Raw genomic sequence first — 16,159 nt, forward strand, 5'->3', positions numbered from 1 at the left:
AAGATGCTCTAAAATATTTAAAAAAATCAATAATTTTAAATGATAATGATTATGAAAATAATTATTCAGCTTATTATTGGATAGGATATATTAATTATGTAAACGGAGAATATCAAGATGCTCTAAAATATTTAAAAAAATCAATAATTTTAAATGATAATGATTATGAGGAGAATTATCTTATTCTGCTATGCATAGGAGAATGCTATTTTAAATTAGGAAATCATAAAAAAGCATTATTTAATTTTAAAAAATCATTAAAATTAAAAGATGATGAAGCAGAAACCTATAAAATAATTGCAGAATTATATATGAAAATGGGAAAAAAAGACAAATACTGCTCTTATATTAATAAGCATAAGAAACTCTTAAAAAAGACGGAAAAAAAGGATATTGATAATTATATTAAAAGGATTAATAGAGATTATAAATCCTATTTTTATAATGATTACCTTAAAGGCAATACTATATTGGATAATGAAGTATTAAAACAGAAAATATTTTACAATAAAGTTGATATAAAAAATATTTATAATAATGCCTTAGGCTTCTGTGATGAATACGGAGTCCTTGATGAGAGTTATTATAATTCCAAAAAAACGGACATTGCCAGATTTATCAATTTTTTATTTCAGGATATTGAAAATAACGATTTATATAATTTATATTCATCTAATGCTGAAAAGAAGAATTATATAGATTTTAAGAGTTTTAATATATATAATTTTATGTCTTATAAAAAGATAATTAATAATTCTATTAAAAATAATTTTATTAATGATCATTCTGATAATATAAAAATAATAAAAAATATTGTAACAGATTTTTATAATAATAATAAAAATGAATATGAAGAGGCTCAAATAACTATAGATAATATAAAAGAATTATTTGATTATACTTCTGACTGCATACTGAACTTTATGTATAATTATTACAATAAACATGATATAGAGCTTTATTTTATTTTAATGAAATCAATAGAAAATAATTTATAATAACTTTTATCAAATACTAAGCTTAAAAATAAGTTTTTTATATTAAATTAATTAAAAAATAATCATTAATAGTTTATAAAATCCGAATATTATAAAGATAAAGAAATTTTTTAATTTATGGTGCAAAAATTATGAATATTTTTATTAACGGAAAAGAATTATCGGTAATGCTTGAAAATGAGCAAAATGCATACGAGATACTAAAACCCATAGAGGAATGGTGCAGTTCCAACGACTTTTTAATAAATAAAGTTGTTATAGATGATACGGAACTTCAGCCTTATATAGATGAAGAATACGAAACCATACCTATAAAAAACATAAAAAAAATAGAGGTGGAGGCATTAAGTCAGGCTGAATATTCTCTGCATTCTATTATGTCTATTGCAGAATATATAGAAAAAGTGCTTAATACAAGCTCATTAAGCAAAAAAGATATTGAGGATTTAAAAGACGGTATGAATTGGATATTGGATTCCATACCCAGAACTATATTTCTTTTTAATATGAGTTTGGAATCTTACGGAATGATTCACTTATTAAAAATGCTGGAAGTGAAATTAGAAAAATTCAATAATATATCCGACAATATAGATAAATTTAATGAGTTTTTCAATAATGATTTAAAGCCTTTTTTAGATGATAAAATGATTCCTGCTATGTATCTTGCTATAGAAGAGGCAAAAATAAACACTATATTTTTATTTGCAGGAAATATTACAAACAGCAATGCTTTATATAAAGTAGGAAGCCTGCCTAAATTTCTGCCTCTAATCTTGGATATACTGGATTTTATAGTCAATAAACTTCAATCAGGAAACGACAGAGAAGCTTTTATATATGCCGAAAAATTTTCCCGTATAGTAAGCTACGCTTTCAGCATACTTTCAAATGTTGCGTCTATATATTCAATAGATTATTCTGAAATCTCATTAAATTCTATTACTCTAAGCGATGCTATTAATGACTTTAATGATATGATGAATAATGTACTTGAAGCGTTTGCAAATGAAGATTATATATTAATAGCCGATTTGCTTGAATATGAAATTAAAGAAAGAATAGAAAATATTATGAATTATATACCGTTTGTAGAGGCATATATTGAAAAACTCAATGTTTGATTTTGAAGAAGATATTAACAATTTCAGACCCTTAGCTGAAAGAATGCGTCCCGCTTCAATAGAAGAGGTTTTCGGTCAGAAACATATATTAGATAAAAATAAAACATTAAGAAAAATGATAGATAATGATAAAATTACATCTATGGTTTTCTTTGGTCCTCCTGGTGTCGGAAAATCAACTGTAGCATCTATAATAGCAAAAAAAACTAAAAGCGAGTATATTAAAATTAATGCTGTGCTTTCCAATGTTTCGGAGATAAGAGAGTCTATTAAAAAAGCGGAAAAAAATTTAGAAAATAGAAAAAAAACTATTCTTTTTATAGATGAAATACACAGATTTAATAAAAGCCAGCAGGACGCTCTTCTTCCCGCAGTTGAAAGCGGCTCAGTAATACTAATAGGAAGCACAACTCAAAATCCGTACTTCTATCTTAATAATGCTCTTCTCTCAAGAATAATGCTTTTTGAGTTTAGAAATCTCGGCGATGAAGATATAAAAGAAGCCGTATTAAAAGCAATTAATGATAAAAGAGGACTTGGAGAAGATGATATTGCTGTTGAAGAAGAATCTGTAAATTTGATTGTACGCTATTCGCATGGAGATGTAAGAAAAGCTTTTACTTATCTTGAGGCTTCATACCTAGCCACTCAAATAGACGAAACTAAAGAAAAACTTACCATTACGGAAGAAATAGTTAAAGATGTTACAAGCAAGCAGTCAATGACATTTGATGAAGATGAACATTACAACACTATAAGCGCATTTATAAAAAGCGTAAGAGGCAGCGATGCTGATGCGGCTGTATATTATTTGGCTAGAATGCTTGAGGCGGGAGAAGACCCAAGATATATAGCAAGAAGATTATGCATATTAGCCTCAGAAGATATAGGACTTGCAGATACCAATGCTATAAATATTGCATCTTCGCTTGTGAATATTATTGATTTTATAGGAATGCCTGAAGGAAGGATTCCTTTAGCTGAAGTATCTATATATTTGGCATTGTGTCCGAAATCAAATTCAGCATACAATGCTATTAATAAAGCAATAAGAGATATAAGAAACGGAGAACTTTATTCCATTCCAAACTATTTAAGAGATAATCATTCGGCATCATTTGATAAAAAAAGCAATGAAGAATATAAATATCCTCATGATTATGCTTATCATATAGCAAAGCAGGATTATTTGGAAAAAGGAATAAAAAAAGAATATTATAAGCCTGCGGATATAGGAGAAGAACGCGAATTAAAAAAGCGTTATGAATGGATTATAAAGCATATATAATTTATTTATCTTCGTCTTCTTACTGCAGGTCTTCTGAATGTTGATTTTTTTCTGACGGAGCTTCCAGAGCTAGGATTAAATAATGTTCTTCTTCTGTATGAATTATTATTATTTACAGTTGTTTTTCCAGAGTTTTTAAATATACTCTTTCTTAAAGATTTTGCATATCTTTCATCATAATAATTTTTATTAATAGTTCTTCTATTTCCGTTACCGTCATAATATACGGGTCTTCTGCTATCCATTAGATTCATAAGCATCATATAAGTAAAAAAATTACCCGCAAATCCTCCGTTGTCAGCTATTCTCTGAGCTTTTTCAGGCTGTATTTCTTCAATAAAATTAGTATATTTAGTAAAAGCATTTGTAGGAAAAGGAACATTAAACTCATATTTGCCCGCATCAAACATCATAGGACCTATCTGAAACATAGAAGTATTAACTATAACATCATCATCATTAAAGAATTGAGAAACTAAAAATATATTTTCAGATTGTCTTCCCAATTTCTCAGCTTCAACTATTACTTTTATATTATCATTATATTTAACTGCAGATACAATATCAAAATATGATTTCGAAGATCTGTAGCATGATATAAAAATAAAACTTAAAATAAATAAAATATAAACTCTCTTCATAAAATATTCCTCAAATTATTTAGTCCAAATAAGTATAAGAAGCTTTTTTATGCTTATTTCCAATTCCATAAAATAATTAGACAATGTTTTTCTTTCGCTTCTGACCAATAATTTCTGATATAATACTTCATTAAGCAGATATACTAAAAAATCTTCTACGCTTGAATAAACATCTCCCGCACTTTCAGATGTATAAAATACTATCTCTTTATTTTCATTAATTTCATTTGCAACCGCATTTCTTATTTTCTCTTTTTCATCTTCATATAAAACGCATATATGTTCTTCTAATTCTTCGGTATTCTTTATAACTTCAAATTGAAAATCATCTTCATAAAGAGATTTTAATTCTGAGGATTTTACAATGTCAAAATATTTTTTAACTTCATCTAGTATCATAAAAATCCGTTTTTGCATAATAAGCATATTATAAACTATAAGAATCGTTTGTCAACATAATAAAAATGAGGCAGCGGTAAAATACCATGCCCCAAAATTATACTATGAAAAATAAAAGAATATTACAATAAATTAAAGTGTTTTCATATCTATTACATATCTGAACTTTGCCTGACCTGTTGTAAGCTTCTTATAGGCTTCATCTATTTGATTTGCAGATATTATTTCGGTTTCAGGATATATTTTATGCTTAAGAGAGAAATCAAGCATTTCCTGAGTTTCTTTAATTCCTCCTATCATAGAACCATAAACTTTTTTACCTCCTGCAAATATAAGTCTTGCCAAATCTATGCTTTGTTTTAACTCGGAAGGAGGAAGCCCAACAATAGCCATCTCACCGCCGTATTTTAATAGATCTACATAATCATTAACATCATATCCAGTAGGTATTGTAGATATTATTAAATCAAAATGAACTGAAGCATCTTTTACAGAAGTAAATAAATCCTTAGCTCCCATTTCAAGCGCCTCTTTTTTCTTTTTATCATTTCTTGCAAATACATAAACCTGAGCTCCCATATTAACGGCATATTTTACAGCCATAGATCCTAATCCTCCGAAACCTGCAACGCCTATTATGTCGCCCTCTTTTACTGCTGAAAACTTTAAAGGCGAATATGTTGTAATTCCTGCGCATAAAAGAGGAGCCACCTTGTCAAGCGGTGCATCATTTGGAACTGTAACAGCAAATTTTTCGCTTACTACTATATTATTTGAATATCCTCCGTAAGTAGGCTCATTATTATGAAAATGGTCTTTACAATCATAAGTAAGAACTGTCTGTCCTCTCTCGCAGAATTGTTCATGACTTTTTCTGCATGCCTCGCATTCTCCGCAGGAATTTACCATACAGCCTACACCAGCATAATCTCCTATTTTGAATTTGGTTACATTCTTACCTACGGCTGCAACCTTGCCCGCTATTTCATGACCTGGAACCATAGGATATATGCCTTCATGCCATTCGCTTCTTGCAGAGTGTATATCGCTGTGACATATTCCCGCATACATTATCTCTATAAGTATATCATTATCTCCCATAGAATGTCTTGAAAACTCAAAAGGCTTAAAAGTATCAGTCTTACTTTGAACCGCATATCCTTTAGCGTTTATTCTTTTACCTGAATTAGCTTCTTCTAAATTTTTTTCTAATAACATAATAATCGCTCCTTTTAAAATATAGACATATTATAACATTAAACTGTACTCCAATGTCAATATATAATTTAACTTTTTTATAAATTTAATTCAATATAATAAAGCTGTATATTTAGTATTCTATATAAATTAATTTACTAATATAAAAACATTAATTAAATCACTTGATATATGGTTTTTATAGAGTATAATTTATAAAATGATAATAGATATTCTTACACTTTTTCCTAAATTTTATGAAAGTCCTCTGTCTGTGGGGGTTATAGGCATGGCGGTTAATGAAAAAAAAATAGACTTAAATATAATTGATATGCGTATATACGGAGAAGGCAATTATAAAAAATGCGATGATTATCCCTATGGAGGCGGACCAGGTATGATTATGACTTACGGCATTTTTAAAAAGTATTTTGAATCCCATAAAAGAGGTTATACCGTTATTTTTTCGCCTTCAGGAAAAACCATAAATCAGAAAAAAATAAAAGAGCTGTCCGATATGAATCATATAACTATGGTATTGGGACATTATGAGGGAATAGATTACAGAGTTGAAAAAAAATACTGCAATGAATCTTTGAGCATAGGGGATTATGTATTAAGCGGAGGAGAAATACCTGCTCTTTTACTAATAGATGCAGTTGCAAGATATAAAGATGTTATGAATAATAATGAATCTGTAACAAGCGATACATTTGAGAAAAACAGCGGAGGACTTCTGGAATATGAGCAATATACAAGACCCAAGCAAATAGATGATATGAAAGTGCCGGAAATTCTTCTTTCAGGAAATCATAAAAATATTAACGAATACCGAAGAAAAAGAAGCATTATTAAAACTTTTAAAAACAGAGCCGATTTATTTTCAAAAATAGATTTAAATAAAAAAGATATTGAAGCTATTTTTTGTCATTTAAAAGAAAAAAATAAATAATAAATATCTGCATCTTAATAATTATGAAACTGTATAACCGCATTTTCAAGCATAAATCCGTATACAGAATCGTCAAACATATGTATTCCTCTTAATTTATTAAAACCGTCTGTACCTAAATATTCTTTATTGTAATTATGCGATAAAAAAGGATTGGTCTGTATAAAAAAATACATTCCGTTATCCATTCCTGTATATATAACCCTTCCTGTACTCGCAATTCCAACGGCTAAAGAATTATCCCTGCATGGTATTTTATATGCTTCTTTTAATTTAAAATCATCTAGTTTTGAGGTATATATTATATCTTCCTGATGCTTTCCTTCAACTATATTCATAGTAAGTACCGCCACAACTTCTTTTTCAGTCACATAAACACAGTCAACTATCTCCCTATAGGATATTTTATTAGTGTCCATGTACTCCGCTTCTTTAAGAGAATATCTGTTTTCCATTTTACCGCTGTCCATGTCGTATATATCTAAAAGAGGTATTCTGTCTTTATCTCTTTTGAGTATGGCAAATTTATGATTTGTTAAAGTTAATAGCTTTACTAAAGATTCATATTCATTATCTATAACGGTATCTATGCTGTATAATGTATGTCCGTCTGGCGATATTTTATTTAAAGAAACGAATCCTATTTTAGTATAATTAGTATTTGTAACTTTAACTGTATATGTTTCTATACGAGGCGCATCATCTCCCTCAGTTGATGGACTCTCGGAAGGAAGAGACATCATAACATTGCTTACTACAATATCTCCCACATATCTTAAATTATAACCTGTTATATATATATTAGCATTTGAATCTATAAGAGATATTTTAGATGTCTCAAGATTTTTATACCTTAAAGGAAAATGTCTTACATTACTGCCTGAAGCTATAACCATTCTTGAATTTGATAAATCTAATGCATAAACGGTATTGTTCTTTACCCTATAGAAATCTCCGAAATAATATTCATTATTATATTCATATATTTTAGGACTGTCCAAATCAACAATTTCATTGCTGTAAACTCCTATATCCTTTCCTAAAGTAAGTTCTGTTACAACCTTAGCGGGTATAATTAAAGGTTTCGGAAGACATGAAGTAATAAACAGTAATAATATAAATATTTTCTTATTCATAAAATAATATATCCGTTTTATAATACATTAATTAATTCATTCAAACTTAAAGTGGAAGTTCCCCTCTTTCCCACAACCAATCCTGCAGCTGCATTTGCAATCTCTGACGATTCTTTAAATGATATCCCTGCAGACATGCACATAGCAAGAACCGATATGACGGTATCGCCTGCTCCCGAAACATCAAATACGCTTTTAGCTTTTGTAGGTATTATATAAGGAGAATTATCTGTTTTTATATCCTTATCAAACAATGCCATACCGTTAGCGCCTAATGTTATCATTAATTTTTTAAGATTTAATTTTTTTATAATACTATGTCCCAAACTATTTATCAATTTCGTATTATATTCATAAAAAGGACGTTTGCTGCCTGATCCTTCCGCAGCTTCTTTTAAATTAGGAGTCATCAATGTGGCGTTTTTATAAAATGAAAAATGCTTTATGGCTGGATCTACCAATACAAGCTTATTTTTTTTATTGCATATATCTATTATTTTTTTTGATAATTTATTTGTAATAATTCCTTTGGCATAATCGCTTATTATAACCGTATTATAATTATCAGCATTATCCATAAATGTTTTTTCTATTTTTTTTACTATATTTGCAGAAAAAGGATTGGTATTCTCTTCATCTATTCTGACTATTTGCTGAGATCCTGCCACTATTCTATTTTTTGTTATGGTTGTTCTTGTATCATCTTCTATAATGCCTTTTAACGATATATTGTAATAATTCATACTGTCTATTATAGTATCAGCGTATTTATCTTTACCTATAACACCTATTATAAATATATTATCATTACTATTGTTATTATTGTTTAAAAGCAAAGCCGATATATTTCTTGCAACATTTCCAGCCCCGCCTAGATAATTCTCTTCATGATTAACATGAAGAACGGGAACGGGAGCTTCAGGAGATATTCTTATAACATCGCCGTAAGTAAATCTGTCAAGCATTAAATCGCCTATAACAAGAACTTTAGCATCCGATATTTTACGGGCTTTATTTTTTAAATCCATGTAGTTTTCTGTATCCTTAAATATATAAATATTTTAAATTAAAACATAAACATTAAAAAAAGTAAATAATATAAATTAAAAATATCATTATTAATAAAAAACTTAATAAAATTTTTTAATATATATATGCATTTATTTTTTATAAAAAACAGAAATAAAAACTTAAGCGATTAGAATAAATCTATATTTAAAAAGCTTTTATTTTTAAAATATCATGTATATGAACTATTCCTATAGGTTTATTATTTTCTTTATCTACTACAACCAAATTAGTTATTTTACCTTCCATAGTGTGCAAAGCCTCGCCTATTAAAGTATCTTCATAAATAACTTTAGGAGAAGTATTCATTATATACTGAACTTCTTTAGATAGAATATTTTTTATATCACCATTTTGAACTAGAAGCCTTTTTAAATCTCCGTCAACTATAATTCCTTTTAATATACCAAAATCATCAACAACAATAGCAATTCCTAATTTGCATTCTATAATCTTGAATAGGGCTTCCTGCAATGAAGTGTTTAATTTTATAATAGGCAGATTATCGCTATTCATAATAGATTTAACTTTAGCTAATTGCCTGCCTAAGCTTCCTCCCGGATGAAATACAGCAAAATCTTCGGCTTTAAATCCTCTTAATTCCATTAATGCCGTAGCCAAAGCATCAGATAAAGCTAATGAAACTGTAGTGCTTACAGTAGGCGCTAATTTAAGGGGACAAGCTTCTTCTTTAACATGTGTAAGCAGTATAATTTCAGCATTTTTAGAAATAGTTGATTTAATTTCATTTGTAACTGCTATATAAGGAATATTCTGCCTGCATAGCCAATTGACAAGCTCTATAATTTCACGAGATTCTCCGCCTTTGGAATAAAGCAGGCAGTAATCTTCTTTGGTAATCATACCGAAATCACCATGCATACATTCGTTCGGATCCACAAAAAAGCTTGCAGTACCTGTGGAAGCAAAAGTTGAAGCAGCTTTTCTTGCTATATGCCCGCTTTTTCCAACACCCGATGTTATTACTCTTCCTTTAATTTTAAATAACTCTTTTACAGCATTTTCAAAATTTATATCCAATTTATCGGATAAAATTTTAATATTCTCGCTTTCTAATAAAAGCGTGGCTTTTCCTCGTTCAATTATATTCATAACAAAATCCAATTATATATTAATCTATTACTGCACTTATTAAGTGCCCTGCCAATCTTTCTATGGCTTTATCTATATACTTTTCATCTTTTAATTTTTTCTTATATAGATCTATTTTTTCAGGGTTAATTTTTACTGCTGTTTTCATATTGATTCCCCTAAATAAATATATCTTCAATAAAAGATATATGCCTATTATAATGGGTATCGTCTATTAGAACAGCACCGAAAGAACATTTCTGATTGCAGCCTAATCCTTTTTCAATTAAGTATTCTTCGGCTGTCTCATACAATTTTTTCTTTTTACGCTCAGATATTGAGAAAGCGGCATATCCAAAACTTCCCTGTCTTCGATATTTAACTTCTATAAACACAATAACAACTCCTTTTGTCATCACTAAGTCTATCTCGCCTCTTGTCTTTTTGCCTTTAAAATTCCTCTCTATTAAAGAATATCCAAGATGTTTGAGATATTGTAAGGCAATATCCTCTCCAATACTGCCTATATTTCTTTTATCATTCATTTTTTATATTACTTTTCTTCAGAGTCTAATATTTTTGCTTTTACCTCCTCCAAAAAATTATTATCTTTATCAATGCCCGCTATAAATAATTGATTAGTTTCAAGTAAATTAATAGTGTCTCCGTCTTCTATAAACTCCCCGTTTTCATTTGAAACTATTTTTATGATGGGTCTCATAGGAAAACTCCTGTTAGCGGCAAAAACAAAACCTTTTCTCTTATCATTCAGTATGGCTATGCATCCTATAGGGTATAATGTAAATATGCCTAAAAAAGTTTTTAATATGTTGGGATCATACTTCGTATTTGCACCTTTTATAATTTCTCTGACTGCATCAGACAACAGAATATTGTTATTTTTACTTTCATTGCTTCTTTCAATCATTAAACTGATTGAAGATTTATGAGAATTGGATTTTAATTTTGAACTTTCTATTCTTACAGGCTTAAGCATTTTTTCAACCGCATGCGCTATAGCTACTATTTTTGAATATAAATTTATCTGACTGCCTGTTAAGCCTCTTGGATACCCTTTGCCGTTGCAGTATTCATGATGCATAAGAGATATAGCAGCCAAATCCTCTTCAAATCTGAAGCTTGATTTCATTATCTTATAGCCGTAAACGGTATGCTTCTTTACTTCGGCATATTCATCTGCGGTAAATCTTCCTATTTTATCTAAAATACTGCTTGGAACTTTTACAAGCCCTATATCATAGAGTATTGCGCCTATTCCCAATTTCTTTACCCTGTTTTCTGAAAATTTCATAGCGCGTCCGATAATCATAGATATTAAGGAAACATTTAAAGATCTTACATAATATTCGTCGGATTTATGAAAATTAGTTAAATTAAAAAGCTGCAGTACACTGTTTAAATTTCTATTAACGATATCAAGTACTTCTTCTATTATCTCATTAAGTTCATTAATATTAACTAAATTATTATTTCTGTATCCGACTAAATTATTTTTTACTTTTTTTATAACATTAAAATATATTTTTTTGAATACTTTATATTCTCTTAAAAATTTATCAAAACTAGCCGATTCTTCATTATCCATAGCAATAGAATCATCTTCAATGAAGACTTCCCCTAAATCCCATTTCTGAAGTCTCTGAATATCTTCAGGCTTTATATCTATATATCCTGTGGATGCAAGAAAATCATTATACAGATATATATCTTTTTTCTCCGCTTCTGTTTTTATATCTTTAATATTTACTTTACTTAATTTTCCCATTTATTCAATCTGCCTTTAATTTATATATATATTTTAATATTATACTCACAGCTTCATAAAGCGAATAAGGTATCTCTTCGCCTATATCTAAACTCATAAGATGCTCCGCCGTATTTTCATCGGAAACAATAGGAATCTTATACTTTTTTGCAATATAAACCATTCTTTCTGCAAGATAATTACTCCCTTTTGATATAACTACAGGAGCGTTATGCATATCTTTATCATATAAAACGGCTGCGGCTTTTTTTATATCTTTATTCGTTTTCATTATAACCCCCCATAATTTATTTCAATATCCATATTATCAAAAATGCTTAAATCATTATATATGCTTTCTCTTGATTTATTTAATTTATCATACAGCCTTTTATCAAATACAGAAACTTTCAATAAATATTTATCATTTTTATATATATCTATTTTGCATAGCTCTTTATCATCATCATAAATTACAAATATTAATTTATTATTATTTCCGTCTTTATCTTTATTAATATAAAGCAATACCTCTTTTAATTCTCCGTCTGCCATAAACGGTATTGGAATCATAAATGCAGTTTCCTTAAAATTTCTGTTTCTCCTATTTGAAGATAAAATTTTCAAAATCAGAGTAAGCATATTGGAATTATCAAAAGACAATTCGCTATGAAGCATATCAAAGAGCATAAACCATATACCAAAACAAGCATTTGTATTTATATAGCCGTTTAAGCTTTCTGCAGTATTGTCATTATAATTTTGAATGACGCTGCCTGCAAGCATTACTAATATTTCGGCTGTTTCATTATTTTTGTTAGAGTTTTTTATATTGCTTATCAAAGCATTCAAACGCTTAAAAATACTGCCGAAAGTATTTATCTCTTCCACAGTTAAATATATGCCGTTAGACATTGCATTTAATATAAACTTTTTTTTATTGCTGTCAATTTCCGAAATATATTTCAGTATTGTTTCAAAGTATCTTATATTTTCTGAACTAGGTTTTATGCCTTTCTGAGACAGCATAACTGAAACTTCTGAATTACTATCCGTTATGTTAAGTAAAACATTAGCATTATTCTTATTTTGTATTACTTCTTTTGCCTCTTTCAAACTTTCTGCACTTTTAAGTATAGTTAAAGTTACTTCACCGTTTTTTTTACTAACCAAAGCAAAGCCTTTATCTGTCATGCCATTTTTAAATAATGCTATTAATTTATTACCCATAACATTTATTAATGCTTTATTATTATCAAGCTTTCTCATAATGGAATATCTTACAACATCGCCGTCTTTTATCTGAATATTATTTTTATTAGTTATGAAATTATAATATTTATTATTGATATCAAGCATATTGATATTATATATTTTTTTAATAATTTGTTAATAGCTAATATTCATATTAATAATTTTTGTTAATATAAATTAGTTTTTTTATAAAGGATTTTTTTATGCTTCCGAATATTAATATAATAGAATAATAATCTAGGAAGTAAATTATGATAAACAGATTGGGAAATTTATTATCTTTTGCAGATGTTAATGTTTCATCTGATAATAATTCTTATAATATTAATAACCGCAGTTATGATGATTCTTTTGCTAAGATGCTGAACAAAACGCAGGAAGATATTTCAAACAAAATTATAGAACATTGTTCGGATTCGGATATTAATAATTATAATAATCTTGAAGATTACTCAAATATCCCAGAGAAAAAAATATCGGAAATATCAGGCAAAGAAGAAGCCAAAGATAAAAAAACCGATGATAATTTAAAAAAATCTGAAATTAATGAAGATGCTGAAAAAAAGCAAATTTCAAAAGATAACTTAGTTTCCGATGATAATAATCAGAGTTCAGAATATAATACAGAAAAAGCCGATAATATAAGTTCTGAAAATATACCGCTAAAAGAAAAACGGACTTCTGTAAAAGCAAAACTAAAAGAAAAACTCATTATAAAAAATAATGAAAATAATAAAAAATCAGATAATACCCGCAATAATGAAATTAAAGAAGCTGATATTAAAAAAAATGCATTACATAAAAAAGATAATATAAAAAATACCGAAGAAATAGAAAATATAAAAAAACAAATAGATTCTTTAGATTTAAAAGATGAGGATCATAAAGAAGAATTAGAAGAGCTTATAGAATCATTAGAAAATATTAAATCTATTATGGAGAAATCAAATATTAATAATGATAAATTAAATAGTAATGAAAATGAAGAGAATATAAAAGAAACTGATCATAATAATTTAAAAGTAAAAGATATTGATTCCTCAGAAAGCAAAGAAATAAAAATTGAATCAAATAAAGAGAATAATAAAAATACCGAAGCGGAAGATATAATAAATAAAACTTACAGCAGCTTTACGGAAGATGTTCAAATAAATATTACTGATACGGAAATTAAATATACGGATAAAAACGATAAAAATACTTTAGAAATAAAAAACGGTGCAGGCTCTATTAACAATACAATCTCCGATGAGAAAGGCACCGAACTTACCATAATAAACATGAAAGATTCGGCAGAAGGAGTAAATCTAAAAGGATATAATCATTACAATAATAATGTTTCTAAAACTCAGAATGGGACTAATATTTCAGACAGCATGATTAAATTTCAAGACTTAATGGGAAAGCTTGCAGAAAAAGCTCAAGTGGCTGTAAGTAACGGTAAAAGCGAAGTATTAATGAGTCTTAATCCTGAATATCTTGGAAAAATAAGATTAAAAATAAGTATGGACGGAGATAATTTAATAGGAAAAATATTTGTTGATAATGCCGATGTTAAAGATATATTCGCTAAAAATTTAGATACAGTTATAACCTCATTAAATGAAATAGGCGTTAATATAGAAGGTTTTGATATAATGCTTAAACAGGATATGCCTAATAATGAAGGAGAATTTCAAAACTTTGAAAGAGGATTCGGTTTTGAAAATAACGGCAGCAATATTGAGGAAGTAAAAACGGATATAAAAGCTTATATAATTCCTGAGAGAAAATTAAATTTGCTTATTTAATTGAGTTTATTATAAGTAAAAATATTTTAAGAGGAGATTAATAAATGATATCAAAAGAAGCTTTGAGAATGTCGGATAAAGAGATAAAAATATTAAAAAAAGAAGTAGGCGCTTTTAATTTACAGCATAATTTTGAAAGAGATCCAAGCGGCAATACTTTAGGCAAAGACGCTTTTCTAAAATTATTAACTGTTCAGATGAGTCATCAGGATCCTCTGTCTCCTATGGACAATAAGGATATGATAGCTCAGCTGGCTCAATTCTCTTCAGTTGAACAGATGACGGAAGTTAATAAAAATCTTGAATCTATGAAAACTTTTTATTCAAGTCAGACAGGATATTCTATGCTTGGAAAAAGCGTTGAAATTATGGACGAAGCGGGAAACAGATTTTTAGGTCCTGTGGAAATGGTTATGGAAAATGATACCGGAGTTGCCCTTGCAGTCAGAACTAAAAACGGACTTATTACTGTAAGACCTGAAGATGTTATGATAGTGCATTCAAGCGGAGATTTGATGGCGTCAGAAGAGGCTGCAGTTTCTAAGATAATGGATGCTCAAAATGAAGATGAAGCTTCTAAAGTATTTCAGTCTTCAATAGTTGATAAAGCTCAGATTATAAGACCCTCCTATGACAATGAAGATGAAAACATTAACGGAGATAAAAATGAATTCGGGGATATGAAAGCTGCTATTGAAGCCGAAATAAATACTGCCGTTCAAAGCGAAATTTCAAAAACTGATAATGCAGTTCTTAATAAAACTGAAAAAACTGCAGGTATGATGAAAGCCGAAGAAGCTTTAATGAGCTCTAAAGAAAAAGGAAATAAAGCTTATTAATTTCTAAATAAATAATATTAAAAAAGCTCCTATAATAATTTTAAGGGGCTTTTTATTTATAAACTATGACTTATATTTAAAGTCTATGATTTTAAATAATCATAGAATCTTTTCGGAAGATAAACATTGCCGCAGACATCTTTTAAAGCATCCTTAAAAAGCTCCGCCATCTCTTCAACTTTAAATCCTGCTATTCCGCAGCCTATTTCCGTTACTAAAAAATTAAGCTCCTTATGCTCTAAAGTAAAATCCAAAAACTTATCAACATATTTTTTTATTTCATATACTTTCATCTTTGAGCTTTTAGTATAATCAACAGTAGGTATGGCAAATGTTCTGCCTTGAATACCGAATGCCTGTCCATAAACTGCTCCGAAACCCATAGCAAATCTTGCAGCGCCTCCTATATGTGCTCCCTGAGTATTGCTGCCGAAGACAAATATTTCATTATCTTCTAATTTTGTTATATTATCGGACGATATTCTATTCATAATAAAAACTCCTTAATTAAAAAAATCAATGATAAAAAACATTAATATGCTTATCATAAATATATTAATTAATTTTTATTTTGATGACTTTTATTTTTAATATTATCTTTGTTATTGTACGGTAT

The 16,159-nt window shown here is 28.4% G+C and carries 18 protein-coding genes; 6 read left to right on the forward strand and 12 right to left on the reverse strand.

Annotated features, from left to right (window positions below; genetic code table 11):
• From QZ306_RS01340 to QZ306_RS01350, 3 genes are all read left to right on the forward strand, one after another.
• On the forward strand, positions 1-998 hold a 998-nt coding region (locus QZ306_RS01340), incomplete at its 5' end, for a M48 family metallopeptidase (RefSeq protein WP_295160022.1).
• A gap of 131 nt (positions 999-1,129) precedes the next feature.
• The gene (locus QZ306_RS01345; RefSeq protein WP_295160024.1) at positions 1,130-2,122 is read left to right on the forward strand and encodes a hypothetical protein; all 993 of its coding nucleotides are present in this window, start codon (positions 1,130-1,132) and stop codon (positions 2,120-2,122) included.
• Positions 2,115-3,410: a replication-associated recombination protein A gene (locus tag QZ306_RS01350; protein ID WP_363322630.1), complete on the forward strand. Its 1,296-nt coding sequence runs from the start codon at positions 2,115-2,117 to the stop codon at positions 3,408-3,410. The genes QZ306_RS01345 and QZ306_RS01350 overlap by 8 nt, the downstream gene beginning before the upstream one ends.
• A 5-nt stretch (positions 3,411-3,415) precedes the next feature.
• Here QZ306_RS01350 and QZ306_RS01355 read toward each other — a convergent pair whose 3' ends face one another.
• The 3 genes from QZ306_RS01355 to QZ306_RS01365 form a co-directional block, all read right to left on the reverse strand.
• Positions 3,416-4,051 (reverse strand): hypothetical protein, encoded by a 636-nt coding sequence (locus QZ306_RS01355; RefSeq protein WP_295160027.1) that lies wholly within the window; start codon positions 4,049-4,051, stop codon positions 3,416-3,418.
• Between the two features lie 15 nt (positions 4,052-4,066).
• Positions 4,067-4,450 (reverse strand): hypothetical protein, encoded by a 384-nt coding sequence (locus QZ306_RS01360; RefSeq protein ID WP_295160029.1) that lies wholly within the window; start codon positions 4,448-4,450, stop codon positions 4,067-4,069.
• Positions 4,451-4,582: 132 nt separating this feature from the next.
• Positions 4,583-5,668 (reverse strand): NAD(P)-dependent alcohol dehydrogenase, encoded by a 1,086-nt coding sequence (locus tag QZ306_RS01365; protein WP_295160031.1) that lies wholly within the window; start codon positions 5,666-5,668, stop codon positions 4,583-4,585.
• 199 nt (positions 5,669-5,867) lie between these two features.
• Here QZ306_RS01365 and trmD point away from each other — a divergent pair, with 199 nt between their 5' ends.
• Positions 5,868-6,599 (forward strand): tRNA (guanosine(37)-N1)-methyltransferase TrmD, encoded by a 732-nt coding sequence (gene trmD, locus QZ306_RS01370; RefSeq protein ID WP_295160033.1) that lies wholly within the window; start codon positions 5,868-5,870, stop codon positions 6,597-6,599.
• 14 nt (positions 6,600-6,613) lie between these two features.
• Here trmD and QZ306_RS01375 read toward each other — a convergent pair whose 3' ends face one another.
• The 8 genes from QZ306_RS01375 to QZ306_RS01410 all read right to left on the reverse strand — a co-directional run bounded on the left by QZ306_RS01375 (position 6,614) and on the right by QZ306_RS01410 (position 13,019).
• Complete coding sequence (locus tag QZ306_RS01375) at positions 6,614-7,735, reverse strand: hypothetical protein (RefSeq protein WP_295160034.1); 1,122 nt, start codon at positions 7,733-7,735, stop codon at positions 6,614-6,616.
• A 17-nt stretch (positions 7,736-7,752) separates the two neighbouring features.
• Entirely contained in the window at positions 7,753-8,763 is a 1,011-nt protein-coding gene (gene rfaE1 / locus QZ306_RS01380; protein WP_295160036.1) for a D-glycero-beta-D-manno-heptose-7-phosphate kinase, read from the reverse strand.
• A 187-nt stretch (positions 8,764-8,950) separates the two neighbouring features.
• Positions 8,951-9,916 carry a KpsF/GutQ family sugar-phosphate isomerase gene (locus QZ306_RS01385; RefSeq protein ID WP_295160038.1) on the reverse strand — a complete coding sequence of 322 codons (966 nt, stop codon included), beginning with the start codon at positions 9,914-9,916 and terminating at the stop codon, positions 8,951-8,953.
• 19 nt (positions 9,917-9,935) lie between these two features.
• A complete protein-coding gene (locus QZ306_RS01390; protein WP_012671505.1) occupies positions 9,936-10,064 on the reverse strand; it encodes a hypothetical protein in 129 nt (42 codons plus the stop codon).
• Positions 10,065-10,074: 10 nt separating this feature from the next.
• Positions 10,075-10,440: a YraN family protein gene (locus QZ306_RS01395; protein ID WP_295160041.1), complete on the reverse strand. Its 366-nt coding sequence runs from the start codon at positions 10,438-10,440 to the stop codon at positions 10,075-10,077.
• 8 nt (positions 10,441-10,448) lie between these two features.
• Complete coding sequence (locus QZ306_RS01400; protein ID WP_295160044.1) at positions 10,449-11,681, reverse strand: HD domain-containing phosphohydrolase; 1,233 nt, start codon at positions 11,679-11,681, stop codon at positions 10,449-10,451.
• Between the two features lie 4 nt (positions 11,682-11,685).
• Entirely contained in the window at positions 11,686-11,952 is a 267-nt protein-coding gene (locus QZ306_RS01405; RefSeq protein ID WP_295160047.1) for an EscU/YscU/HrcU family type III secretion system export apparatus switch protein, read from the reverse strand.
• A complete protein-coding gene (locus QZ306_RS01410) occupies positions 11,952-13,019 on the reverse strand; it encodes a hypothetical protein (protein WP_295160048.1) in 1,068 nt (355 codons plus the stop codon). The genes QZ306_RS01405 and QZ306_RS01410 overlap by 1 nt, the downstream gene beginning before the upstream one ends.
• A gap of 146 nt (positions 13,020-13,165) precedes the next feature.
• Between QZ306_RS01410 and QZ306_RS01415 the strand changes: the two genes are divergently transcribed.
• Entirely contained in the window at positions 13,166-14,704 is a 1,539-nt protein-coding gene (locus QZ306_RS01415) for a flagellar hook-length control protein FliK (RefSeq protein WP_295160050.1), read from the forward strand.
• Between the two features lie 44 nt (positions 14,705-14,748).
• On the forward strand, positions 14,749-15,543 hold the full coding sequence (locus QZ306_RS01420) for a flagellar hook capping FlgD N-terminal domain-containing protein (protein WP_295160052.1): 795 nt from the start codon (positions 14,749-14,751) through the stop codon (positions 15,541-15,543).
• Positions 15,544-15,626: 83 nt separating this feature from the next.
• Here QZ306_RS01420 and QZ306_RS01425 read toward each other — a convergent pair whose 3' ends face one another.
• Entirely contained in the window at positions 15,627-16,034 is a 408-nt protein-coding gene (locus QZ306_RS01425) for a hypothetical protein (RefSeq protein ID WP_295160055.1), read from the reverse strand.
• Positions 16,035-16,159 lie beyond the last annotated feature (125 nt).

The sequence above is a fragment of the uncultured Brachyspira sp. genome, from assembly GCF_910588665.1.
Lineage (GTDB): Bacteria > Spirochaetota > Brachyspiria > Brachyspirales > Brachyspiraceae > Brachyspira.

What these genes read in the sequence shown, in the direction of transcription:
- QZ306_RS01355 (WP_295160027.1), bottom strand. Translation starts at nt 4,051, where the DNA reads ATGAAGAGAGTTTATATTTTATTTATTTTAAGTTTTATTTTTATATCA.
- QZ306_RS01345 (WP_295160024.1), top strand. Translation starts at nt 1,130, where the DNA reads ATGAATATTTTTATTAACGGAAAAGAATTATCGGTAATGCTTGAAAAT.
- QZ306_RS01360 (WP_295160029.1), bottom strand. Translation starts at nt 4,450, where the DNA reads ATGATACTAGATGAAGTTAAAAAATATTTTGACATTGTAAAATCCTCA.
- QZ306_RS01385 (WP_295160038.1), bottom strand. Translation starts at nt 9,916, where the DNA reads ATGAATATAATTGAACGAGGAAAAGCCACGCTTTTATTAGAAAGCGAG.
- QZ306_RS01410 (WP_295160048.1), bottom strand. Translation starts at nt 13,019, where the DNA reads ATGCTTGATATCAATAATAAATATTATAATTTCATAACTAATAAAAAT.
- QZ306_RS01405 (WP_295160047.1), bottom strand. Translation starts at nt 11,952, where the DNA reads ATGAAAACGAATAAAGATATAAAAAAAGCCGCAGCCGTTTTATATGAT.
- QZ306_RS01420 (WP_295160052.1), top strand. Translation starts at nt 14,749, where the DNA reads ATGATATCAAAAGAAGCTTTGAGAATGTCGGATAAAGAGATAAAAATA.
- rfaE1 (WP_295160036.1), bottom strand. Translation starts at nt 8,763, where the DNA reads ATGGATTTAAAAAATAAAGCCCGTAAAATATCGGATGCTAAAGTTCTT.
- QZ306_RS01415 (WP_295160050.1), top strand. Translation starts at nt 13,166, where the DNA reads ATGATAAACAGATTGGGAAATTTATTATCTTTTGCAGATGTTAATGTT.
- QZ306_RS01365 (WP_295160031.1), bottom strand. Translation starts at nt 5,668, where the DNA reads ATGTTATTAGAAAAAAATTTAGAAGAAGCTAATTCAGGTAAAAGAATA.
- QZ306_RS01425 (WP_295160055.1), bottom strand. Translation starts at nt 16,034, where the DNA reads ATGAATAGAATATCGTCCGATAATATAACAAAATTAGAAGATAATGAA.
- QZ306_RS01395 (WP_295160041.1), bottom strand. Translation starts at nt 10,440, where the DNA reads ATGAATGATAAAAGAAATATAGGCAGTATTGGAGAGGATATTGCCTTA.
- QZ306_RS01375 (WP_295160034.1), bottom strand. Translation starts at nt 7,735, where the DNA reads ATGAATAAGAAAATATTTATATTATTACTGTTTATTACTTCATGTCTT.
- QZ306_RS01350 (WP_363322630.1), top strand. Translation starts at nt 2,115, where the DNA reads ATGTTTGATTTTGAAGAAGATATTAACAATTTCAGACCCTTAGCTGAA.
- QZ306_RS01400 (WP_295160044.1), bottom strand. Translation starts at nt 11,681, where the DNA reads ATGGGAAAATTAAGTAAAGTAAATATTAAAGATATAAAAACAGAAGCG.
- trmD (WP_295160033.1), top strand. Translation starts at nt 5,868, where the DNA reads ATGATAATAGATATTCTTACACTTTTTCCTAAATTTTATGAAAGTCCT.
- QZ306_RS01390 (WP_012671505.1), bottom strand. Translation starts at nt 10,064, where the DNA reads ATGAAAACAGCAGTAAAAATTAACCCTGAAAAAATAGATCTATATAAG.